Here is a 25,088-nt window from a genome sequence, read left to right on the forward strand (position 1 = left end):
ATGACCGTCATCGAGCTCGACGTGGAGATCGATCCCCACGACTCCGGACTTCCGGGATCAGCGTTGATCGACGTCGAGGAGCACAGGTTCACGGACCACGGGATCGACGTCAGAGTGCTGTCCGTCGAGGAGGGACACGGCTTCGGCGTCTCGGAAATCGTCACCATCGCCCTTTCGATCGCCGGCGGGGTGGCCTCCGACGTCATCGCGAGCGCGCTCAAGTCGGCCACCCGCGGGGTGATTCGCCGTGTCCGCTCACGCCGGTCGCGCAGCGACGGAAGCGTCGAGGGAATCACCGAGCTCATCGAGCGCGAACGTCATGAGCCCGAGCAGGCCGACGGGGAGCGTCACTCGGATTAGAGGCCGTGCCGGTCGGTGCGGGGGTCAGGGAGTGGCGGTCCAGGTGTGGGCCACGTCGATGACGAGGCGGTTGTCCAACTGGAAGACGTGGAAGGGGAGTCGGGCCCGGACGCCGAGGCCGAGCTGGGTGCGGCCCTCGAAGCTGGAGGCGAACTTGGCCTCCACGAAGGTGCGGTGGCCGGTGAGGTCGATGCCGGGGAGGGGCTGGCCGGCGTGGCCGGGGTAGGTGGGGGTGCCGGTGGTGGGGGAGTAGGAGGGGGCGTCGGCGTAGATCTCGAGGATCGCTCCGCCGCGGACGGGGATCGGCCGGCCGGAGCCGTCCTGGTAGAGGGTGTCGACGTACTGGACGTGGTAGCCGACGGGGTGGGCGGTGGAGGTGCCCGGGACGTCGAGGACCAGGCGGTCGAAGCAGGGGTGGGCGCCGGCCCGGACGTCGGTGAGGGGCTGGGAGTTGGTGGAGGTGGCGGACTTCGGCAGGCTGCCCCAGCCCGTGGGGCAGGTCACCGGGGCGGAGGCGGTGGGCGTGCCGGGCCAGGCGGGTGCGGCCGAGGCCACGCCGCCGCCCAGCAGGACGGCCACCAGGGGGATCACGACCAGGCGCTTCATCGGGTGCCTCCTCGGTTCGTTCCTGGTCAGTCAGGAGTAAGGACGTGGACGGAGCGTCGATGGTTGCGCGACAAGGCCGGATCGGGAAGGGAGTTGCGCGTGAGGTCGGTGGGGTGGCAGCATCCCCGGCCATGACGACGAAGCGAAAGGCCGCGCGCCTCACCAGCCGGTGAGCGCGATGGCAGCACAGAGGAACCACCCGGGCATCCCGAGTCATCAGGATCTGCCCCGGTCCGCCCGGCAGAGCGCCATCGCGCGCCTGGCCCGGCGGTTGACCCCCGACGAGTACCACGAACTGCACGCCGCCCTGGACGCGGGGAGCGGCGAGGACCGGCACACGGCGCTCTTCCTGGCGACCGTCCGCCGCGACCTGGACCGGGTGGTGGCGGCGCTCCACGACCCCGTTCTCCGTTCACGAGCCCTGGCCGCAGCGGGACGGTTGCCTGTGCCCGACGAGGCCCTGGTGGGGGTGGTCAGGAGTGCGCCGCAGGCCCACCGGCTCGACCTCTACCGGCAGTTGCGCCGGACCAGGAGGCGGGAGCTGGCCGACCGGCTGCTGCCGGAGGTGCACGAGCGGTACGGACGGCGGGAGGCGGCCCACCTGTTGGCGGCCTGCTCCCCGGAGACCGTCCACCCCTGGCTGTCCCGGCTGACGCTCGGTGACGGGGTGCTGGCCGCCCTGGCCAGGACCGCTCCGGTGGAGCTGGTCCGCTTCCTGGCCGAGGAGGAGCAGGAGCAGGGGAAGAAGCGGTACGGCCGAGGTTCGGGGCCGAGCCCTTGGCGCGGTGTGAACCGGCAGCTGGTCACCTCCGCGACCAGGCGGGACGTGGAGGCCGGATTCCAGCTGCTGGCCACGGCACCCCAGTTGCTCACCGGCGAGGCGGTGGTCGAGCTGCTGGCGCGGCCCGACCGGGTCGTGGAGGCCGTCCGCCTGCGAGGGATCGATGAACTCCCGTTGCCTCAAGATGAGTTGCCGCCACACGTGGCGAGGGCGGTCCGGCGGCTGTCGGAGGAGCAGCTGGTGCTGCTCGCCCGCACCTGCCATCCGCCGCGTTGGTCCGGCGCACGCCAGGGTCTGTTCGTCGAGCCGCTGCTCGCGCTGCTGGAGCCGGGGCTCCGGGCCGAGGTGGCGGCGGCGGTGATCGGGGAGTCCAAGGCCGGAGACTTCCCGGCCACCGGCCTGCTGCTGGCTCTCGGGCCGGAGCAGCGGGCCGAACTGGCCCGTTCGTATCTGGCGGCCCACCCTGGCCGCCGCCGGTCGAGGACGCTCGGCGTGCTCCGGCTGCTGCCGCTCGCGGAGGCCGAGGACCGGCTGACCGAGGCGACGGCCGCGCCGCGCCACCTTGAACGGGCCGAAGGGTGGCGGGCGTTGCTGGACTGCGCGACCGCGCAGGGCGATCCGGACGAGTTCGCCCGGATCGCCCGCCTCGGGGAACGGGCCTGGCACGACCAGCCCGAGGTGCGGCAGGCGGTGCTCGGGAAGATGGCCGCCGCGCCCGCCGCCCTGCTCGCCGCCGTGCCGACGGAGCTGCTGCGGGACGCCACCCTGACGGTGGCCCAGGCCCGGGACACGACGGCGTACTGCCTGGGGCCGATGGCCGGCTGGCTCCGGCGGACCCTCCGGCGAGCGGTGGCCGACCGGGACCTCCCGCGCGTGACCGAACTCATCGCCCTGCTTGCCCAGTTGGCGGCGCACGCCCGCTCTCCTGACCTCGGGGAAGGTGGGTCGGGCCTCGGGGTGCCACTCCCGGTGGCGGAGCGGGTGTGGGAGGGCCTGCACGCCACGGCGGCCATGCGACGGCCCGCCCGTTGGCTGCGGCTGGCCGCGCTGCTGCCCCCGCTGCCGGGGGTGGACGCCCGCTTGGAGGCGTACCTGCTGGGCGGGGAGGGGAGCGCGGAGCGGGACGGGCCGCGGGAGTTGGCGGCCGCGCTGTGGCTGCGCTCCTCCGGTGGTGCAAGGGATGGCCGCTGTGTCGAACTGGTCGGTGTGGAGCTGGAATTCGTCCGCATCGAGGCCGTTTGGCAGGTGCTGTCCAGGAGGCGGACCGACCTGCTGGCGGACGTCTTCGCCAGGGCCCGGGAGCAGGGGTCGGCCTGGGCTCCGCCGCTGCCGCCCGGGGCCGGCCCGCAGGCCCGGGCGGCGCACACCGCGCTGGTCGGCCCGGCCGTCTTTGACGAGGAGGCCGAACTCGACGTGCGGGTGGCCGCGGCGGGGGTGGTGACCGAGCCGGGGCTGCTGCGGGAGGCGGTCGAACGTGGTCCGCAGCCGGTGGCGGCCGCCGCACTGCGACAGGTCGCACGGGTGCTGCCCGCCGGGGAGGCGCTGCCACTGGTGGTGCCGCAACTGGGAGGGGGTGGGGTGCGCGGGCGGTCCGCCGCACTGGCGGTCCGTCAGCTGCTGGCGCGGAGTACCGAGCAGGAGGCGGAGCGCCTGCTGGCCGGGCGGCTGACGGACACCGGGGGCGGGGTCGGTGCCGGGGTCGGCGTCGGGGCCGGGAAGGAACTGGTCGCCGCGCTGGGGGACCTGTCGGACCCGGTGGTGCTGCGGACGGCACTGGCGGACTGGGACGCCCCCGGCCTGCACCGGGACGTCCGGGCCCGGCTGGCTGCCCTGCTCACGGGGTTCCTGGACCGTCCCGAGGTGGCGGAGCGACTGCTGGACGCCCTGGGCGAACCCGCCGTCTGGTTGGCGGTGTCCGGGGCCGGTGGTCGGAGCCGGGAGCGGGACACCGTACTGCGGCCCGCCTGGGAGGAATTCCTGAGCGCGGCGACCGCGCACCCGGATCCGGACGTGGCCGACGGCGCGTTCACCGCGCTGCGGGGGTGGGCGCGGGCCGACGGGCCCGGAGTCGCGGCGGTGGCACGGGAGTTGTCGGCCTTCGGCCGGCCGGGACGGATCTGGCGGGCGGCGGTACGGCTGATCGCCGAGGAGGACGGCCCGGACTTCACCGCGCGCTGGACCGAGGCGGTGGACCGTCTGGCGACCCTGGCGACCCTGCCGGGCGCGGCGCTTGCGCAGCAGGCGCGGGCCCGGTTGGCGGTGCTCGCCGGCGGCGAGTACGGGCCGGAGGTTTCCGCGCCCGCCCTGCTGGAGGTCCTGGTGGACCGGTTGGCGGCGGCCGGGCTCGGCGGGGCGGCGGCGCGGACCGCCGTGGTGCTGGCCGGGCGTGCGCTGGCCGGGGGCGATCCGGCCCCGGAGCGGTGGGGCCGGGCCCTGGAGCTGCTCGAAGGCCACCCGCTGCGCTGGACGGCGCTGCCGGAGAACCTCGGGCTCAACTGGGGTGACGAGCTACCCGAACACGCGCTGCGGGCGGTGCTCGACCGGCTGCGGGCGCGGGGGACGGCGGAGGGCGTCCTGCTCGCGGCCCGGCTGGCGAGGTGGATCACCGACCGTGGTCGGCAGCCGGACTGGTGGCAGGAGGAGCTGGCCCACTGGCGGGACCATCCGGACCCGGACGTCGCGGAACTGCTGCTGGCGCGGGACTGAGCGGGGGCCCGGTGGAGTGACGAACCGTCAGTCCACCGGGCCCTTGGGCAGTTGCGCAGCTCAGCCGACCGGGATGGTGCGGCCACGGAGGAGCGGAGGGCCGTGGTGCCCGGGCGTGGACGCCGATTGACTCCGTCACTAGGCGGTTCATAGACTCGATCGCAGGTGGACTCCGTCAGGTGCCGATGCGTGGGCCGTGGGCCGAACGCGACCGGGCCGGGAGAGCCGCCGGAGCAGGTGTCCCGGGGATCTCCGGTGACACGGCGTCACACCGCACGCCTCGCGCGTGGTGGACCGGGGGAACGGAAGCGGAGATGGCAGTGGAGCAGGTGACGGCCGGCCGTGGTGCCGCGCGCCTGCGTCTGGTGGCCAGGCTCGACGTGGACCTGCACCGCCGCGCCAGCTCGCTCTGTCGCTGAGGGCGGTCGGCCCCGCGCTGTAGCAGACACGTGCGGCGGACCGACGGAAAACGCTTTCCCCGAGCTTTCCCTGAATTCCGCGAACCCCGCGCGCGTGGAGGGCAATCCGCCTGCCCGCCCGGCGCGCCGCCTGCTCCAGGAGTACCCGATGCCCACGCACCTCTCCCTTCCGCCTGCCCCGCTGGATCCGACCAGAGCCCGGCCGACGACCGGGCGCGAGAACGAGTTCGGCCGCCTCGTCGAGGGCCTGGAGCGCTGCGCGGCCGGGGCCGGCGGGGTGACGGCGCTGCACGGTTCGGTCGGCAGCGGCCGCACCGAACTGCTCTACTGCTTCACCGACCTGGCGACCCGTCAGGGCGTCCAGGTGCTGCTGGGCACCGGCTCGCCGCTGGAGCGGGAGTTCCCGCTCGGCCTGGCCCGCCAGCTCTTCCAGAGCGCCGACCTGGACCAGGCCGAGGCCGAGGCCGCCGAGCGGCTGCTGGCCCAGGGCGTGGCCGAGAGCTCCGGCCCGGCGGCCGCCGACGGCGGGCCCGGCCAGCTCACCCAGCGGACCCTGGAGGGCCTGTTCGGCCTGGTCCGGGGACTGGCCGGCCGGGGCCCGGTCCTGGTGGCGGTGGATGACCGGCAGGACGCCGACCCGCAGTCGCTGGAGTTCCTGCTCTACCTGGTCCGCCGGACCAGGAACGTGCCCGTGCTCACCGTGCTCGGCTCGCGCGAGACGATGACCCCGCCCAACCCCTTCTTCGAGGTCGAGCTGGCCCGCCAGCCGCACCACCGGCAGGTCCGGCTGGAGCAGCTGCCCGTCGAGGTGGTCGCGGAGCTGTTCCGCGAACGGCTGGGCAGCGGCGCCGCCGACCGGCTGGCGGCCGAGGCGCACGCGCTCACCGGCGGGAACCCGCTGCTGGTGCACGCCCTGATGGACGATCAGGAGCGCGGCGGCGCGGCCGTGGGGCCGACCCCGGTGGGCCGGCTGGTGGTCGGGGAGGGGTACCGGCGCGGGCTGATGCACTGCCTGCACCGGATCGACCCGCTGGCGCTGCGCTGCGCCCGTGGCGTGGCGGTGCTCGGCTCCGGCGCCGGGCCGGAGCTGCTGGCCGAACTGCTGCTCCTGGTCCCGGACTCCGTCACCCGGGCGCTCTACCTGCTGAACGCCGCCGGGCTGTTCCGGGGCGACGGCTTCCGCCACCCGACGGCCGCGGGCGACCTGCTGGCCGCCGTCCGACCGACCGAACTGGCCGCCCTGCACCGGCGGGCCGGTGAGCTGCTGCGGCGGCGCGGGGCGGCGGAGGGGGCGGTGGCCGAGCAGTTCCGCGCGGCCGAGGGGCATCTGCGCAGTCCCTGGGCGGTAGCCGTCCCGGAGGGCGAGCCGACCACCCTCCGCCCGCCGGTTGCGGTCACCCCCACTGCCCCGCAGACCTCTGCCCCGGTCGCCTTCCCGCAGGCCGCCCACGACCTCGCGGACGCCCCCGCCCCGGACCTCCCGGAGCCCCCGGCCGGCGGGGACCGGATCGAGTGCGTGCCGTCCCTCCCCGGCACCGTCACCGACCGCGCCTCCACCGTCCGGCACGAGCTGCGCTCGATCCGCTACCTCTACTGGCACGGCCGCCTGACGGAGGGCCAGGAGGCACTGGCCCGCTTCGAACGGGACGGCGCCGACCCGCAGGGCGCGGCCCGGCTGCGTTCCTGGCTGGCGTACTGGTACCCGGGCGAGCGGGACGGCTCGGGCCCGGGTCCGGACCGGACGGCCTACCGGGCGGACGGGCTGCGGCTGTTGGAGGCGCTGCTCGCCGGTACGGTCGAGCCCGCCGAGGCGGTGCTGCGGGCGGAGGCGGTGCTGCGCGCCGGTGGGCTGGGCGGCGTGCCGATGGACTCGCTGACCTCCGCGCTGACCGTTCTCCTCTACACCGACCGGGCCGACCGCGCGGCGCGCTGGTGCGGCCCGGTCGCCGAGCGCCCCGGTGCGCGGGGGAACCCGACCTGGCAGGCGCTCTTCTCGGCGCTGCGGGCCGAGACCGCGCTGCGGCTGGGTGACCTGCGTACGGCGGACGAGCAGGCGCGGGCGGCCTTCGCCCAAGTCCGTCCAGAGGCCTGGGGCGTGGCGGTGGGGCTGCCGCTGTCCACCCTGGCCGCCGCCCGTACCGCCCTGGGCCGGCCCGAGGACGCCGCGCACTACCTGGGGCTGGCCGCGCCCGAGGGGATGGAGCTGACCCCGGCGGGGCTGCACCACCGGCACGCCCGGGCCGGGCACCTGCTGGCGACCGGCCGGGCGGAGGAGGCACTGGCGGAGTACCGGGGCTGCGGCGAGCTGATGGCCCGTTGGGGGCTGGACCACCTGCCGGCCCTCGCACCGTGGCGGATCGGCGCGGCCCGGGCGCAGCTGGCGCTCGGCCGCCCGGGCGCCGCGGCCCACCTGGCGGACCAACAGCTGGCCCGTCTCGGTTCTGCCGGGCACGCCCGGATCCGCGGTCTCGCGCTGCTCGTCCGCGCGGCGTCCGGGGAGCGGGCGGAGCGCACCCCGCTGCTGGAGCGGGCCGTCGGCCTGTTGGAGGAGGCCGGGGCGGAGCACGAACTCGCCGGAGCGCTGGCCGAGTTGAGCGAGGCGCACGGAACGGACGGCGATCCGGGACGGGCCCGGGAGACCGACCGGCGGCTGCGCGCCACGCCGACCCTGTCGGTGGTGCAGGACGCCGCGCCGCTGGACGGCCTCTCGGAGGCCGAGCGCCGGGTGGCCGAACTGGCCGCCCGGGGGCTGTCCAACCGGGAGGTGGCCCGCAAGCTCTACGTCACCGTCAGCACCGTGGAGCAGCACCTGACCCGGGTCTACCGCAAGCTCGGCGTCCGCCGCCGCGCCGATCTGGCCCGGGTGGTCCCGGCCGTCCCCGGCCCGGCGGAGCCGGCCGAGGCCAAGGCCCGGCCCGCCTGACGGAACCGGACAGCACTCCGTCCGGCCCCTGATCCCGCCCCCCGATTGACGGACGGTCACCAGGGGTAGGTTCCGGCGCCGGTTTGGCGTGTGCACGATTAACTGGGGGCGGGCATGACTTCTTTCGGGCGGATCCTACGGCTGCTGCGTCGGCGCGCGGGCATCTCCCAACCGGAGCTGGCGGCAAGGGTGTTCGTGTCCCAGCCGACGATCAGCCGGCTGGAGTCGGGCGACCGGACGCCCGACCCAGCGCTGGCCGGGCTGCTCGACGAGGCGCTGTCGGCGGGTGGTGCGCCGGCCGGCCTGATCCCGGCGGATCCCGACCGCGCCGACTTCATGGCCCGCAGGCCGCAGCTGGTCGACCGGGCGGCGATCGCCGAGTCGGAGTCGGGGCTGCTCCGGCTGCGGAAGCTGGAGGACGCGTCCTCCTCGGCCGGGGTCACGCCGATGGTGAGCGCGCGGACCGAGTTGGCCGTCCGGTCGGCCAACGACGCACCGTACGCCCTGCGCGGCGCGGCGATCGGGGTGGCCGCCATGGCCGCCGCCTACCTGGGCTGGTGTCATCTGCCGGCCGGCCGGTACGAGGACGCCGCGCAGGCACTGGACCGGGCGGTCGTCTACGCCTACGAATCACAGGACCCCGACAGCCTGGAGCGGACCATGAGCTACCGGGGCGTGATGGAGTTGGTCTGAGGCAGCCCCGCCGCCGCGGCGAGCATGCTGGCCGCCGCCGGGCGGGACACCCGTGCCCACCGGGCGCTGCGGGCCTACGACCTCTTCGGCAAGGGGGCCGGCAGCGCGCACCTGATCGACGACGCCCTGCTGCCCGGCTCCCTGTGGAGCGTCACGGACCTGACCGCGAAGGGCGTCGCCCCGGTCCTCGGCGGCAGCTGAGCCGGTACCGGGCCCGGTAGCCGTCAGCGGTACGGGAGTTCGTGGCCGGGGCGATCCACTCGCCCCGGCCGCACCGCTGTGGTCCGGCGGGGCGGCCGGCGGTGTCCTGAGCGGGCGTCAGAACAGCCGGTGGCCCTTGGCCAGGATCGAGTTCTTGCCGTCCGTCCCCACCCGGCGGAAGCGCTTGATGCCGACGTAGGACCAGCCGTACCGGAGGTAGGTCAGCCCGGCGATGAACGCGACGACGGCATAGAGGAACAGCCGCCCGAGCCCGTCCGTGGCGTGCGGGTCGTTCTCGTCGACGGTCTGCCCGCCCAGCGAGACGATCTGCGGGACGACGTAGAGCAGCGAGAGCAGCAGCACGGCTCCCACCGCGACGTAGATCCACCGCTTCAGGCGCGCCCTGCCACTGTTCTCGACGGTGACGCGGAACGCCCGCCGGCAGCGCGGGCAGGTGAAGTCCGCGACGGCGCTGCCCTGCCGGGGCCGGTTCGGGTCCTCGCCCGAGAGGGACGCGATGCTCCAGTCGATCCTGGTGGACGTGAGTCCTGGCTGCACGCTCACGCGGCAGCCCAGGCTGATCGAGTACTTCTCCTGGATCGACCGATCGGCCGCCATGTTTCCCCCCTGCCGCCCGCGCCTCTCGCGGGTGGGCCAGGGTACCGCCGGAGAGTGGGGTGGGGATGCGGAATGCCGATCAATTGGCTTGCAAGGAGCAGGAATTGGTGCGGCTGTGGCCAGAGTGGCCGGAACGGTGCGGCGGTGGCGAGGGCTCGGCGGCTCCAGCCGTACTAGGGGTACGACAGGGGTTGCCTAGGGGCCCGGTGGGGAGAGGTGCGCGGAAGGGTGTGGGGCAAGGAAACAGCCTCCCCACAGGAGTGACCGACCATGCCTCGCCTGGACCCGTTCGACCCTTCCGCGCCGGATGGCGCAGTGCCCGACACCGCCTCGCCGGACGCGGTGGCCGTGGTGGGTGCCGCCTGCCGGTTGCCGGGGGCGGCGAGCCCGGCGGAGTTCTGGCGTCTGCTGGCGGCGGGGGGCAGTGCCGTCGGGGTGTACCCGCCGGGGCGGTTCGCGGAGGGGGAGCGGCCCCGGGCGGGCGGGTACCTGGACGAGGTCGGCGGCTTCGACCCGGAGTTCTTCGGGATCTCGCCCGCCGAGGCGGCCGCCGCCGACCCGCAGCAGCGCCTGGTGCTCGAACTCGCCTGGGAGGCACTGGAGGACGCCGGTGTGGTGCCCGCCGCGCTCGGCGGTTCGCGGACCGGGGTGTTCGTCGGCGCGATCGGCGCCGACTACGCGGCCCTGGCGGCCCGGACCGGGAGCATCTCCAGGCACACCCTCACCGGCCTCAACAAGGGCGTGATCGCCAACCGGGTCTCCTACGCGCTCGACCTGCGCGGCCCGAGCCTGACCGTGGACACCGCGCAGTCCTCCTCCCTGGTGGCGGTCCACCTGGCGGTGGAGAGCCTGCGGACCGGCGAGTCGGAGTACGCCCTCGCGGCCGGGGTGAACCTCAACCTGGCGCCGGACTCCACCCTCACCGTCGAGCGCTTCGGCGCCCTCTCCCCGGACGACCGCTGCTTCACCTTCGACGCCCGGGCCAACGGCTACGCGCGCGGTGAGGGCGGTGTACTGCTGGTGCTCAAGCCCCTGGTGCGGGCGCTCTCGGACGGCGACCGGGTCTACGCGGTGCTGCACGGCAGCGCGGTGAACAGTGACGGCGCCACCGAGGGACTGACCGTGCCGAGCGCCGCAGCCCAGGCCGAGGTGGTCCGAAAGGCGGTGCGGCGCGCGGGAGTTGCTCCCGGGCGCATCGGGTACGTCGAGCTGCACGGCACCGGGACCAGGGTCGGTGACCCGGTCGAGGCGGCCGGGCTCGGTGAGGCGCTCGGCGCCGGCCGGCCGGTGCGGGCCCCGCTGCTGGTCGGCTCGGCCAAGACCAACGTCGGCCATCTGGAGGGCGCGGCCGGGATCGTCGGCCTGCTCAAGACCGTGCTCGCGGTGCACCACCGCACGGTGCCCGCCAGCCTCAACTTCGAGACGCCCAACCCGGACATCCCCTTCGAGCGGCTCGGCCTCGCGGTCGCCGCCGAGGCCCGTGCCTGGCCCGAGGACGCGCCGCTGGCCGGCGTCAGCTCCTTCGGCGTCGGGGGCACCAACGCGCACGTCGTGCTCGGCGCCGCGCCCCTGCGGGCCGAGCGGCCGGTGAGCGGGAGTGGTGACGAGGTGGGCTTCTGGCCGCTCTCCGCCCGTTCGGCCCCGGCGCTGCGTCAGCAGGCCGCCCGCCTGCGGGAGTTCGTGCAGCAGGCGGACGCCCCGCACCCGGCCGAGGTCGGGCGCGCGCTGGCCACCACCCGGAGCCACTTCGAGCACCGCGCCGTGGTCAGCGGTGCCGACCGGGCCGAACTGCTCGACGCGCTGGCGGCGTTGGAGACCGGCGAGCAGGCCGCGGGCCTGGTCCAGGGCCGGGCCCACCGGGGCGGCGGCACCGTGCTGGTCTTCCCCGGGCAGGGCTCGCAGTGGGACGGCATGGCCCGCGAACTGCTGGACACCGCACCGGCGTTCGCCGCCGAGATCGAGGCCGTGGAGCGGGCGCTTGCCCCGTACGTGGACTGGAAGCTGACGGAGGTGCTGCGCGGGGAGCCGGGCGCGGCCGACCTGGAGCGGGTCGACGTGGTGCAGCCCGCGCTGTTCGCCGTCAACGTCGCGCTGGCCGCCCTCTGGCGGGCCTCAGGGGTGCGCCCGGACGCGGTGATCGGCCACTCGCAGGGGGAGATCGCCGCCGCGTACGTCGCCGGTGCGCTCTCACTGGAGGACGCCGCCGCCGTGGTCGCCCTGCGCTCGCAGGCCATCGCCGGGCTGGGCAGCAGTGGGCAGGGCGCGATGGCGGCGGTGCCGCTGCCGGCCGCCGAGGTGGCCGCCGAACTGGCCAAGTGGGGCGAGAGGATCAGCGTCGCCGCCGTCAACGGACCGGCCTCGACGGTGGTTTCGGGCGACCGCGCGGCGGTGACGGAGCTGGTCGAGCGCTACCGGGAGCGGGAGGTCCGGGCCCGGCTGGTGCCGGTGGACTACGCCTCGCACTCCCCGCAGGTCGAGCCGCTGAGCGAGAGCCTGCCGCAGCTGCTGGCGGCGATCCGCCCGCGCGCCACCGACACCGCCTTCTACTCCACCGTCACCGGCGGCCTGTTGGACACCACCGAGCTGACCGCCGCCTACTGGTACCGCAACCTGCGCTCCACCGTGCGGCTGGAGCAGGCGGTCCGGGCCGCCCTCGCCGACGGCCACCGCAGCTTCGTGGAGAGCAGCGCCCACCCGGTGCTCACCCTCGGCCTCGGCCAGACCACCGAGGGCACCGGCGCCGCCGTCACCGGCACGCTGCGCCGCGACCACGGCGGGCTCGAGCAGTTCCGCACCTCGCTGGCCGAACTCCACGTCCGGGGCGGCACGGTGGACTGGACCGCGCTGTACGGTCCGGGCGGCGGTAGCCACGTGGCACTGCCCACCTACGCCTTCCAGCGCCGGCACCTCTGGCTGGACGGCACCACCGCGCCGCTGCCCGAACGGACCGTCACCGAGGCCACGCCGGGAGCCCCGGACGGGCTGGACGAGGCGCAGGCGCTGGCCGCCGTCCGCTCGGCCGCCGCGCTGGTGCTCGGTCAGAGCGGCCCGGAGGCGGTCGACCCGGCGCACACCTTCAAGGAGCTCGGCTTCGACTCCGTCGCCGCCGTGGAGTTCCGCGACCGGCTGGCCGGGGCCACCGGCCGGAGCCTGCCCGCCACCCTCACCTACGACCGGCCGACCCCCGCCGCAGTGGCCGCCTACCTGGCTGGGGCGGACGAACCCGATGGAGCGTCAGCTCCGGTACGCGGCAGCGGGGATGACGACCCGGTGGTCGTGGTCGCGCTCAGCGGGCGCTGGCCCGGCGGCGCGGACAGCCCCGAGCGGCTCTGGGAGCTGCTGCGCGAGGGCCGGGACGCCATCGGCCCGTTCCCGGAGAACCGGGGCTGGGACCTGGAGGCGCTCTACGACCCGGAGGGCGAGCGCCCGGGCACCACGTACACCCGGCAGGGCGGTTTCCTGCACGACGCCGACACCTTCGACGGCGCCTTCTTCGGCCTGGCCCCGCGCGAGTCCGCCGCGATGGACCCGCAGCAGCGCCTGCTGCTGGAGTCCGCCTGGGAGTTGACCGAGCGGGCCGGGATCGTCCCGGCCACCCTGCGCGGCACCCGCACCGGCGTCTTCGTCGGCGCGATGCAGCAGGAGTACGGGCCGCGCCTGCACGAGACCCCCAGCGGCTACGAGGGCCACGCGCTGACCGGCACGCTCGGTTCGGTCGCCAGCGGGCGGCTGGCGTACGCGCTGGGACTGGAGGGCCCGGCCATCACCGTGGACACCGCCTGCTCCTCCTCCCTGGTGGCGATCCACCTGGCCGCCCAGTCGCTGCGCTCCGGCGAGAGCGACCTGGCGCTGGCCGGCGGTGTGACGGTGATGTCCGCCCCGGGGATGTTCACCGAGTTCAGCCGTCAGCGCGGCCTGGCCGCCGACGGCCGCTGCAAGCCGTTCGCGCGGGGCGCCGACGGTACCGCCTGGGCCGAGGGCGTCGGGCTGGTGCTGCTGGAGCGGCTCTCCGACGCCGGGCGCAACGGGCACCGGGTGCTGGCGGTGCTGCGCGGCAGCGCCGTCAACCAGGACGGGGCCTCCAACGGCCTGACCGCGCCCAACGGCCCGGCCCAGGAGCGGGTGATCCGGCAGGCACTGGCGCAGGCCGGGCTCGCCGCGCACGAGGTGGACGCGGTGGAGGCGCACGGCACCGGGACCGCGCTCGGCGATCCGATCGAGGCCCAGGCGCTGATCGCCACCTACGGGCGGGAGCGCGAACAGCCCCTGCTGCTCGGCTCGTTGAAGTCCAACATCGGCCACACCCAGGCCGCCGCCGGGGTCACCGGCGTCATCAAGCTGGTGCAGGCCTTCGAGCACGGCGAGCTGCCCGGCACCCTGCACCTGGACGCGCCCACCCCGCACGTGGACTGGAGCGCCGGCTCGGTGCGGGTGCCGACCGGCACCACCGCCTGGCCGGAGACCGGCCGCCCGCGCCGTGCCGCCGTCTCCTCCTTCGGCATCAGCGGCACCAACGCCCACCTGATCCTGGAGGCGCCGCCGGCCCAGGAAGTGACGGAAGACGCAGCCGAGGAGGCGAACGCGCCACTGCTGCTCTCGGCGCGCAGCGCGCCGGCTCTGCGGGCGCAGGCCGGTCAACTCGCTGCCGTGGCAGACAAGTCCGGCCTGGCGAGGGCGCTGGCCACCGGCCGGACCCACTTCGAGCACCGGGCCGCCGTGCTCGGCGACCGGGCGGATGGCCTGCGGGCGCTGGCCGAGGGCCGGGAGACCCCCGAGGTGCTGCGCGGCACGGCCGTGCGGGGAGCCAGGACGGCCTTCCTGTACTCCGGCCAGGGCAGCCAGCGGGCCGGGGCCGGGCACGAACTGTACGAGCGGGAGCCGGAGTTCGCGGCCGCCGTGGACGAGATCGCGGCGCTCTTCGACACCGAGCTGGAGGTGCCGCTGCGGCGGGTGCTGTTCGCCGAGCCCGGCAGCGCGGAGGCCGAACTGCTGGACACCACCGCCTACACCCAGCCCGCGCTCTTCACCCTGCACGTCGCGCTGCACCGCCTCGCCGAGGCGCGCGGGCTGCGGCCGGACCACCTGATCGGCCACTCCGTGGGCGAGTTGAGCGCCGCTCACCTCGCCGGGGTGTTCCCGCTCGCGGACGCGGTCAAGCTGGTCGCCGCGCGCGGACGGCTGATGGAGGCCCTCCCGGCGGGCGGCGCGATGGCCGCCGTGCAGGCCACCGAGGCGGAGGTGCTGCCCGAGCTCGGTGACGGGGTGTCGGTCGCGGCCGTCAACGGGCCCCGCTCGGTGGTGGTCTCCGGAGACGGGGACGAGGTGCGGCGGCTCGCGGAGCGCTGGAAGGCGCAGGGGCGGCGGACCAAGCTGCTCACGGTCGGCCGGGCCTTCCACTCCCCGCAGATGGACGCCGTGCTGGCCGGCTTCCGGGCGGTGGCGGAGGGGCTGAGCTACGCCGAGCCCCGGCTGTCCGTGATCTCCAACCTGACCGGATCCCCGGTGAAGGCGGGGGAGTTGACCGATCCCGAGTACTGGGTGCGGCACATCCGCGAGGCGGTCCGCTTCCACGACGGGGTCCTGGCCCTGGACGGACTCGGCGTCACCGCCTACCTGGAGCTCGGCCCCGGGCCGGTGCTCACCGCGCTGGCGGAGGAGAGCCTGGACGGGCTGGGGGAGACCCCGCGCGTCCTGACGGCGCTGCTGCGGGCCGGGCGGCCCGAGCGGGAGACGCTGACCGAGGCGCTGGCCCGGCTGCACGTCCACGGCGTCGAGGTGGACTGGCGGGCGGCCCTCCCCGGCCCGACGGCCCGGGTCGAGCTGCCGACCTATCCCTTCGAGCGGCGGCGGTACTGGCTGGACCAGGCGGCGGCCGGGACGGCGGACGCCGGGGCGGGCGGCCTGGCCGCCACCGGGCACCCGCTGCTCTCCGGCGTGACGGAACTCCCGGACGGGGAGGGCTGGTTGCTGGCCGGTCGGGTCTCGCTGCGGACCCACCCGTGGCTGGCCGGGCACGCCGTCGGCGGCGCGGTGCTGCTGCCCGGCACGGCCTTCCTGGAGCTGGCCGCGCAGGCGGCCCTGCGGGCCGGGGCGGGTGGGGTGGAGTCGCTGGACCTTGAGGCGCCGTTGACCCTGCCCGAGCGGGGTGGGGTGCGGCTCCAGGTGCTGGTCGGAGCGGAGGACGGCGAGGGGCGGCGGGCGGTGCAGATCCGCTCCCAGGGGGAGCAGGGTGACGAGGAGTGGACCCGGCACGCCGCCGGGACCCTCGCTGCGACTGCGACTGCGACTGCGACGTCGGCCTTCGAGACCTCCGAATGGCCGCCGCACGGCGCGCAGCCGGTGGACCTCGACGGCCTGTACGAACGGCTGGCCGAGCGGGGCTACCGCTACGGGCCGGCCTTCCAGGGGCTGACGGCCGCCTGGCGGCACGGCGAGGAGCTGTACGCCGAGATCGCCCCGGCGGCCGACGGTGCGGAGTACGCGCTGCACCCGGCCCTGCTGGACGCGGTGCTGCACGCCGTCGTCCAGGACGCCGAGCGCACCCTCCTGCCGTTCGCCTGGCGCGAGGTGACGGTCCACCACCCGGGCCCCACGGCCCTGCGCGCCCGGATCACCCCGACCGGCCCGGACACCGTGGCCCTCGCGGTCACGGACCGGGTAGGCCTGCCGGTCGCCACCGTCGGCGCCCTCACCCTGCGGGCCGCCGCCACGACGGCGGTGACGGACTCGCTGTACCGCCTCGACTGGCAGCCGCTCCCTCCCGCTGAGGGAGAGGCTCCTCCGACGGGCGGTCAGCCGTGGGCCGCGCTGGGCGGTGGGCGGCTGACGCCCGGGTGGCCGGTGCTCGGTTCCGTTGCCGAGGCGGCGCCGGGGCAGCACGCGCTCGCTCCGGTGGAGGACGCCGGGCAGGCGCTCGACCTGATCCAGGCCTGGCTCGCGGGGGAGGGCGGCACGCTCGCCCTGGCCACCGAGCGGGCCGTGGCCACCCACCCGGGCGAGGACGTGCCGCACCCGGAGGCCGCGGCCGTCTGGGGCCTGGTCCGCACCGCGCAGACCGAGCAGCCCGGCCGCCTCGTCCTGCTGGACCTGGACGGCACCCCGGCCTCGGCGGCGGCGATCGCCGGTGCACTCGCCACCGAGGAGCCCCAACTCGCCCTGCGCGCCGGGGAGATCCTGGTGCCCCGCCTCGCCAAGGTGCGCCCCGCCGACACCCTGGCCGTGCCGGACGGCGCGTGGCGGCTGGACACCGCGAACCCCGGCAGCCTGGAGAGCCTCGCCCTGCTGTCCGCCCCGGAGGCCGAACGCCCGCTGTCCGAGGGCGAGGTGCGCCTCGCCGTCCGCGCCGCCGGGTTGAACTTCCGGGACGTGCTGATCACCCTCGGGATGTACCCGGGCGGCGCGCGGATCGGCGCCGAGGCGGCCGGCACCGTCCTGGAGACCGGCCCGGGCGTGACCAGGCTGGCCGTCGGCGACCGGGTGACCGGTCTGGTGCAGGGCACCCTCGGCCCGGTGGCCGTCACCGACCACCGCCTGCTGGTCAAGGTGCCGCAGCGGTGGACCGACGCCGAGGCGGCCACCGTCCCGGTCGCCTTCCTGACCGCGCACCACGGCCTCTACGGCCTGGCCGGGCTGCGGCCCGGCGAGAGCGTGCTGGTGCACGCCGCCACCGGCGGCGTCGGCCAGGCGGCGGTCCAACTCGCCCGTCAGGGCGGGTCGGTGGTCCACGGCACGGCGAGCCCGGCCAAGTGGGACGTGCTGCGCGGACTCGGCCTGGCGGAGGACCGGATCGCCTCCAGTCGCACCCTCGACTTCGAGGCGGCCTTCCGCTCCGCGACCGAGGGGCGCGGCGTGGACGTGGTGCTCAACGCCCTCGCCGGGGAGTACACCGACGCCTCGCTGCGGCTGCTCGCCCCGGGCGGGCGGTTCGTCGAGATGGGCAAGACCGACCAGCGTGACCCGGCCACCGTGGCCGCCGCGCACGGCGGGGCCGCGTACCTGGCCTTCGACCTGTTCGACGTCCACCCGGACCGGATCGCGGAGATCTTCGCCGAGCTGGAAGAGCTGTTCGCCGCCGGCGAGTTGACCCCGCTCCCGGTAACGGCCCAGGACGTCCGGCAGGCGCCGCAGGCGCTGCGCCGCCTGAGCCAGGCCAAGCACACCGGCAAGCTGGCGCTCACCCTGCCCCGGCCACTCGCCGAGGAGGGCACGGTGCTGGTCACCGGCGGCACCGGGGCGCTCGGCGCCCTGGTGGCCCGGCGGCTGGTCACCCACCACGGCGTCCGGCACCTGCTGCTGGCGAGCCGTCAGGGCGTCAACGCCCCCGGCGCGCCCGAGCTGCTGGCCGAACTGGCCCGGCTCGGGGCCACCGCCACCGCGACGGCCGCCGACATCGGCGACCCGGTGGCCGTCGCGGCCCTGGTCGCCGCCGTCCCGGCGGAGCGCCCGCTGACCGCCGTGGTGCACACCGCCGGGGTGCTGGACGACACGGTGCTCACCTCGCTCACCCCCGAGCGGCTGCGCGCCGTGGCCCGGCCCAAGGCGGAGGGCGCCTGGCACCTGCACCGCGCCACCGCACACCTGGACCTGGCCGCCTTCGTGCTGTTCTCCTCCGCCGTCGGCCTGCTCGGCAACCCCGGCCAGGCCAACTACGCCGCTGCCAACGCGCAGTTGGACGCGCTGGCCCAGCATCGGCGGGTGCGCGGCCTGCCCGCGGTCTCGCTGGCCTGGGGCGTCTGGGCCGAGGCAGGCGGCATGGCGGCCGGCCTCGGCGCGGCGGAGATCGAGCGGCTGGCCGCGACCGGCCTGGCGCCGATGACGGACGATCAGGGCCTGGCCCTCTTCGACGCCGCCCTCGGCGGCCTCGGCACCCCGTACGCCGCCCTCACGGCGGCCCGGCTGGACACCGCCGCGGTGCCCGCCGGCCGGCTGTCACCCGTCCTGCGCGGCCTGGTCCGGCACCGGCCCCGCCCGGCCGGCGGCGGTGGCGAACCGGCGGCGTTGGCAGGACAGTTGGCGGGCAAGGTGGCCGCCGAGCAGGAGAGGATCCTGCTCGCTCTGGTCCGCTCCACCGCGGCCGCCGTACTGGGCCACCCGGGTCCGGAGGCGGTCGGGCGGGTCGGCGGCTTCATGGACATCGGCTTCGACTCGCTCGGCGTGATCGAGCTGCGGAACCGGATCAACGCCGCCACCGGGCTGCGCCTGCCCACCACGGCCGTCTTCGACCACCCGACCCCGGTCTCCCTGGCCGCCCACCTGCGGGAGCGCCTGGCCCCCGCCGAGCAGGCCGCCGAACCCGAACCGCTGGACCTGGAGGCGGAGTTCGGCCGCCTGGAGCGCTCCCTGGGAGCCCTCGGTGAGGAAAGCAGGGCCGACGCGGCCGCCCGCCTGGCCGCCCTGCTGGCCACCCTCGGCGGAGCCCCGTCCGCAGCGGCGGACGACGGGATCGCGGACCGGATCAGCGAAGTCAGCAACGACGACATCTTCGACTTCATCGACAACGAGCTCGGAATTTCCTGAGAGGCGCACGCAGAGATGAGCAGCAACGAGCAGAAGCTCCGCGACTACCTCAACAAGGTGGCCACCGAGCTGCACCAGACCCGTCAGCGGCTGAAGGACGCCGAGGCCCGTGCGGCCGCGGCCGACGCCGGCCCCGAGGAGCCGATCGCCATCGTCGGCATGGCCTGCCGCTTCCCCGGCGGCGCCGACACCCCGGACGCCCTCTGGCAGTTGGTGGCCGAGGAGCGCGACGTGGTCGGCCCGTTCCCCACCGACCGCGGCTGGGACCTGGACCACCTGTACGACCCGGACCCGGACCGGCCCGGCCGCAGCTACGCCCGGGAGGGCGGATTCCTGTACCGGGCGGGCGAGTTCGACGCGGCGTTCTTCGGCGTCTCGCCGCGCGAGGCGCTCGCCGCCGAGCCGCAGCAGCGCCTGCTGCTGGAGACCGCCTGGGAGGCGCTGGAGCACGCCGCCATCGACCCGGACACGCTGCGCGGCAGCCGGACCGGAGTCTTCGCGGGCGTCATCGCGCAGGAGTACGGCCCCTCCATGCACCACCTGCCCGCCGAGCAGACCGACGGCTACGTGCTCACCGGTACCACCACCTCGGTCGCCTCCGGCCGGATCGCCTACACCCTCGGCCTGGAGGGCCCGGCGGTCACCGTCGACACCGCCTGCTCCTCCTCCCTGGTCGCGCTGCACCTGGCCGCGAGCGCGCTGCGCTCCGGCGAGTGCGAGCTGGCCCTGGCCGGCGGCGCCACCGTGCTCTCCGCGCCCGGCCTGTTCATCGAGTTCAGCCGCCAGCGCGGCCTGGCCCCCGACGGCCGCTGCAAGGCCTTCGCGGCCGCCGCCGACGGCACCGGCTGGGGCGAGGGCGCCGGGCTGCTGGTGCTGGAGAAGCTCTCCGACGCCCGCCGCAACGGCCACCGGGTGCTGGCCGTGCTCAGCGGCTCCGCCGTCAACCAGGACGGCCGCAGCAGCCAGCTCACCGCCCCGAGCGGCACCTCCCAGCAGCGCGTCATCCGCCAGGCCCTGGCCTCCGCCGGGATCACCGCCGCCGACGTCGACCTGGTCGAGGCCCACGGCACCGGCACCCGCCTGGGCGATCCGATCGAGGCGCAGGCCCTGATCTCCACCTACGGGCAGGCGCACGACGCCGAACGCCCGCTCTGGCTCGGCTCGTTGAAGTCCAACATCGGCCACACCCAGGCCGCCGCCGGGGTGGCGGGCGTGATCAAGTCGGTGCTGGCGATCCGGCACGGCGTGCTGCCGCGCACCCTGCACGTGGACCAGCCCTCCCCGCACGTGGACTGGTCCGAGGGCACCGTCCGGCTGCTGACCGAGCGTCAGGACTGGCCCGCCCTGGACCGCCCGCGCCGCGCCGCGGTCTCCGCCTTCGGCGTCTCCGGCACCAACGCCCACGTGATCGTCGAGCAGGCCCCCGAGGAGGCCCCTGAACAGGCCGCCGACGAGGCCCCCGCGACGCTGCCCTACCTGCTCTCCGCCCGCACCCCCGAGGCGCTGGAGGCGCACGCCGCCCGCCTCGCGCTCACCCTCGACCAGGTCGCGCCGCTGGACCTGGCCCACACCCTGGCCACCGGCCGGGCCCACCTGGAGGAGCGCGCCGTCGCCATCGGCGGCCCGGCGGCCCTCGCCGACCTGACCGCCCCTCAGGTGGTGCGCGGCCGGGCCGCCACCCCCGGCAAGGTGGTCTTCGTCTTCCCCGGCCAGGGCTCCCAGTGGAGCGGCATGGCCGCCGGACTCCTGGACACCGAACCGGTCTTCGCCGCCGCGCTGACCCGGGCCGCCGAGGCACTCGCCCCGCACACCGACTGGTCGCTGCTGGACGTGGTGCGCGGCTTGCCCGGCGGCCCCGACCCGGACCGGGTCGACGTGGTCCAACCCACCCTCTGGGCCGTCATGGTGGCCCTGGCCGAGCTCTGGAAGTCCTACGGGGTGCGCCCCGACGCGGTGGTCGGCCACAGCCAGGGCGAGGTGGCCGCCGCCTACGTGGCCGGCGGCCTCGGCCTGGCCGACGCGGCCCGGATCGTGGCCCGCCGCGCCCAGGCGCTGGCCACCCTCTCCGGCAAGGGCGGCATGCTCTCGGTGGCCCGGCCGCTCGCCGAGGTGGAGGCCCGGATCACCGCCTGGCCCGGCCGCCTCTCCATCGGCGTGGTGAACGGCCCGCTCTCCACCGTGGTCTCCGGCGACCTGGACGCGCTGGCCGAACTGGCCGCCGCCTACCGGGCCGAGGGCGTCCGCACCCGGCCGGTGAACATCGACTACGCCTCCCACTCGGTGCAGACCGAGGCGCTGCGCACCGAGCTGCTGGAGCTGCTCGCCCCGGTCGCCCCGCGCACCGGTGAGGTGCCGCTGCTCTCCACCGTCACCGGGGACTGGCAGGACACCGCCGCCCTGGACGCCGAGTACTGGTACCGCAACCTGCGCTCCACCGTCCGCTTCGAGCAGGCCACCCGCCGGCTGGCCGAGGACGGGCACACCGTCTTCGTCGAGGTCAGCCCGCACCCGGTGCTCACCGGCGCGATCGAGGACACCCTCGACGCGGCCGGGGTGGCCGCTCCGGTGGTCGCCGGATCGCTGCGCCGCGACCACGGCGGCCGGGAGCGCTGGCTGGCCTCGGTGGCCGAACTCCACGTCCGGGGCGTCCCGGTGGACTGGACGGCCGCCTTCGCCGGCACCCGCCCGCACCCCGCCGACCTGCCCACCTACCCGTTCCAGCGCCAGCGGTACTGGCTGGACGCCAGCCGCTCGCCCGAGCAGCTCACCGGCACCGCCGGCGCCCCCGACGAGGCCTTCTGGGATCTGGTCGCCGAGGGTGACGCCGGGCGGCTCGGCGAGGCCATCGGCCTGGACGGCGAGCGGCTCGTCCCGGTGCTGCCCGCCCTCGCCTCCTGGTGGGACCGGCGCCGCTCCGCCACCGCCGCCGACGGCTGGCGGCACCGGATCACCTGGCGCCCCGTCACCCCGGCCACGGCCGGGAGGCTGACCGGTAGCTGGCTGGTCGTCACCCCGGAGGAGCGGAGCGGCCACCCGTGGGTCGCCGCCCTCACCGAGACGCTCGCCGCGCACGGCGCCGTGCCCGTGGTGGTGCAGGGAGGAACCGACCGGGCCGCGCTGGCCGGGACCCTGGCCGCCGCCGGCCCGCTCGCCGGGGCCGTCTCGCTGCTCCAGCTGCACGAGGGAGCGCACCGCGAGCACCACCCCGAGCACCCCGCCGTCCCGTTGGCCTACGCCGCCGAGGTCACCCTCGCCCAGGCCCTGGAGGACGCCGGTGCCCAGACCCCGCTCTGGTACCTCACCCGGGGCGCCGTCTCCACCGGGCAGGCCGACCCGGTGACCGACCCCCAGCAGGCCCTGGTCTGGGGCTTCGGCGCCATCCTGGCCGCCGAACTGCCCGGCCTGCACGGCGGGTTGGCCGACCTGCCGGCCGAGCCGGACGCCCGCACCTGGCAGCAGCTCGCCGCCCTGCTGGCCGACACCTCCGCCGAGCGCGAGGTCGAGCTCGCGCTGCGCCCCGCCGGCGTCTTCGCCCGCCGCCTGGTCACCGCCGCCCCGGCCGGGGCGGCCGAGCGCCCCTGGCAGCCGAGCGGCACCACCCTGATCACCGGCGGCACCGGCGCCCTCGGCGGCCACGTGGCCCGCTGGCTGGCCGGACGCGGCGCCGAGCACCTGCTGCTGGTCAGCCGCCGGGGCGCCGAGGCCCCCGGCGCGGCCGAGCTCGCCGCCGAACTCACCGCGCTGGGAACGGAGGTGAGCTTCGCAGCCGCCGACGTGGCCGACCGCGAGGCGCTCACGGCCGTGCTGGCGCGGATCCCCGCCGAGCGTCCGCTGACCGCCGTCGTGCACACCGCCGCGGCCCTCCACGACGGGCTGATCCCCTCCCTGACGGTGCCTCAGCTGGAGCTCGCGCTCCGCGCCAAGGCGGGCGCCGCCCAGCTGCTCGACGAGCTCACCGCCGGGCTGGACCTCTCGGCCTTCGTGCTGTTCTCCTCGGTCGCCGGCCTCTGCGGCATCCCGGGGCAGGGCAACTACGCCCCCGGCAACGCCTACCTGGACGCCCTCGCCGAGCGGCGCCGGGCCGCTGGGCTGCCCGCGACCTCGATCGCCTGGGGCCACTGGGCCGGGGACGGCATCGCCGCCGACGGGGCCGAGGAGCAGCTGCTGCGCCACGGCCTGGTCTCGCTGCCGCCCGCCCGGGCCGTCGAGCTGCTCGGCCAGGCGCTGGACCATGGCGACACCACCCTGGCGGTGGTGGACGCCGACTGGCCGGTGCTGTTCCACGGCCGCCGCCACCCGATCGCCACCGAGCTGATCCGCCGCGCCGCCGAGCCCGCGACGGCCGCCACGCCCGCCGTCGAGGGCGACCTGACGGCCCGTCTGGCCGCGCTGCCCGCCGCCGAGCGCCGCCGGAGCCTGCTCGCCCTGGTGCGGGCCGAGGCCGCCGCCGTGCAGCGGCACGGTTCTGCGGAGGCGATCGACCCGGCCAAGGCCTTCCGCCTGCAGGGCTTCGACTCGCTCACCGCCGTCGAGTTCCGCAACCGCCTCGGCGCGGCCACCGGCCGCCGCCTCCCCGCCACGGTGGTCTTCGACCACCCGACCCCGGCCGCCCTGGCCGACTGGCTGGCCACCGAGCTCTGGGGCACCGAGGAGCTCACCGCCGCGCCCGCCGTCCGGCTCGCGGACCTGGACGAGGACCCGATCGCGATCGTCGGCATGGCCTGCCGCTACCCCGGCGGGGTCGCCTCGCCCGAGGACCTCTGGCGGCTCGTCAGCGAGGGGGTGGACGCCCTCACCGAGTTCCCGGCCGACCGGGGCTGGGACCTGGAGTCGCTCTACAGCCCCGACCCGGACCGGCCCGGCACCTCGTACGCCAAGCACGGCGGATTCCTGGTCGGCATCGGCGAGTTCGACGCCGAGTTCTTCGGGATCTCCCCGCGCGAGGCACCCGCGATCGACCCCCAGCAGCGGCTGCTGCTGGAGACCACCTGGGAGGCCTTCGAGCGGGCGGGCATCGACCCGACCGCGCTGCGCGGCAGCCGGACCGGCGTCTTCGCCGGCATCTCCGGCCGCGACTACGCGGGCGCCGGCCAGCAGGTGCCGGACGAGCTGGAGGCCTACCTCGGGATCGGCAACGCCGGCTCGGTGGCCTCGGGCCGGATCTCCTACAGCTTCGGTTTCGAGGGCCCGGCCGTCACGGTCGACACCGCCTGCTCCTCCTCGCTGGTCGCGCTGCACCTGGCCGCCCAGTCGCTGCGGGCCGGTGAGTCCGACCTCGCGGTGGCGGGCGGGGTGCTGCTGATGTCCACCCCGACCACCTTCGTGGAGTTCTCCCGGCAGCGGGCCATGTCGCCCGACGGCCGCTGCAAGGCCTTCGCCGCGGCCGCCGACGGCACCGGCTGGGCGGAGGGCGTCGGCCTGCTGCTGGTCGAGCGCCTCTCCGACGCGCGCCGCAACGGGCACCAGGTGCTCGCGGTGCTGCGCGGCAGCGCCGTCAACCAGGACGGCGCCTCCAACGGCCTGACCGCGCCGAGCGGCCCGTCCCAGCAACGCGTCATCCGGCAGGCACTGGCGCAGGCCGGGCTCGCCGCGCACGAGGTCGACGCCGTCGAGGCGCACGGCACCGGCACCACCCTCGGCGACCCGATCGAGGCGCAGGCCCTGATCGCCACCTACGGCCAGGAGCGCGACGCCGAACGCCCGCTCTGGCTCGGCTCGGTGAAGTCCAACATCGGCCACAGCCAGGCCGCGGCGGGCGTCGCGGGCGTGATCAAGTCGGTGCTGGCGATCCGCCACGGCGTACTGCCGCGCACCCTGCACGTGGACGAGCCCTCCCCGCACGTCGACTGGTCGGCGGGGACGGTGCGGGTGCTGACGGAGGACCAGCCGTGGCCGGCACTGGACCGCCCGCGGCGGGTCGGTGTCTCGGCCTTCGGGGTCTCCGGGACCAACGCCCACGTCATCATCGAGCAGGCCCCGGAGGAGCAGGTGGCGCCCGAGCGCGGCACCACCCCGCCGGTCCTGCCCTTCGTCCTCTCCGCCCGCTCGCCGGAGGCACTGGCGGCCCAGGCCGCCCAGGTGGCCGAACTCGCGGACGCCGCAGACCCGTCGGCGGTGGCACAGTCCCTGGTGACCGCGCGCGCCGCGCTGGAGGAGCGGGCGGTGGTGCTCGGCGGTGGCGCCGAGGCACTGCGTTCGCTGGACGGTCCGGGTGTGGTGCGGGGGACGGCCGGGTCCGGTGGCCTGGCGTTCCTGTTCTCCGGGC

The 25,088-nt window shown here is 76.1% G+C and carries 9 protein-coding genes; 7 read left to right on the plus strand and 2 right to left on the minus strand.

Annotated elements, in window-relative coordinates; translation table 11 throughout:
* Complete coding sequence (locus ACZ6ZR_RS24155; protein ID WP_465645509.1) at positions 1–360, plus strand: hypothetical protein; 360 nt, start codon at positions 1–3, stop codon at positions 358–360.
* 24 nt (positions 361–384) lie between these two features.
* Here ACZ6ZR_RS24155 and ACZ6ZR_RS24160 read toward each other — a convergent pair whose 3' ends face one another.
* Positions 385–966, minus strand: coding sequence for an AMIN-like domain-containing (lipo)protein (locus tag ACZ6ZR_RS24160; RefSeq protein WP_465645511.1), 582 nt, complete (start codon positions 964–966; stop codon positions 385–387).
* Between the two features lie 178 nt (positions 967–1,144).
* Here ACZ6ZR_RS24160 and ACZ6ZR_RS24165 point away from each other — a divergent pair, with 178 nt between their 5' ends.
* The 4 genes from ACZ6ZR_RS24165 (at position 1,145) to ACZ6ZR_RS24180 (ending at position 8,689) form a co-directional block, all read left to right on the plus strand.
* Positions 1,145–4,453 carry a hypothetical protein gene (locus ACZ6ZR_RS24165; protein ID WP_465645513.1) on the plus strand — a complete coding sequence of 1,103 codons (3,309 nt, stop codon included), beginning with the start codon at positions 1,145–1,147 and terminating at the stop codon, positions 4,451–4,453.
* Positions 4,454–5,020: 567 nt separating this feature from the next.
* Positions 5,021–7,795, plus strand: a complete 2,775-nt coding sequence (locus ACZ6ZR_RS24170; protein ID WP_465645515.1) for an AAA family ATPase — start codon at positions 5,021–5,023, stop codon at positions 7,793–7,795.
* 114 nt (positions 7,796–7,909) lie between these two features.
* Positions 7,910–8,488, plus strand: a complete 579-nt coding sequence (locus tag ACZ6ZR_RS24175; RefSeq protein ID WP_465645517.1) for a helix-turn-helix domain-containing protein — start codon at positions 7,910–7,912, stop codon at positions 8,486–8,488.
* Positions 8,489–8,512: 24 nt separating this feature from the next.
* Positions 8,513–8,689 carry a hypothetical protein gene (locus tag ACZ6ZR_RS24180; protein ID WP_465645519.1) on the plus strand — a complete coding sequence of 59 codons (177 nt, stop codon included), beginning with the start codon at positions 8,513–8,515 and terminating at the stop codon, positions 8,687–8,689.
* Between the two features lie 117 nt (positions 8,690–8,806).
* Here ACZ6ZR_RS24180 and ACZ6ZR_RS24185 read toward each other — a convergent pair whose 3' ends face one another.
* Positions 8,807–9,307, minus strand: a complete 501-nt coding sequence (locus ACZ6ZR_RS24185; RefSeq protein ID WP_465645521.1) for a hypothetical protein — start codon at positions 9,305–9,307, stop codon at positions 8,807–8,809.
* Between the two features lie 315 nt (positions 9,308–9,622).
* Between ACZ6ZR_RS24185 and ACZ6ZR_RS24190 the strand changes: the two genes are divergently transcribed.
* A complete protein-coding gene (locus ACZ6ZR_RS24190; RefSeq protein ID WP_465645523.1) occupies positions 9,623–18,823 on the plus strand; it encodes a type I polyketide synthase in 9,201 nt (3,066 codons plus the stop codon).
* A 15-nt stretch (positions 18,824–18,838) separates the two neighbouring features.
* A partial coding sequence (locus ACZ6ZR_RS24195; RefSeq protein WP_465645525.1) for a type I polyketide synthase occupies positions 18,839–25,088 on the plus strand: 6,250 nt, incomplete at its 3' end.

The organism is Kitasatospora sp. NPDC088742 (assembly GCF_055584905.1).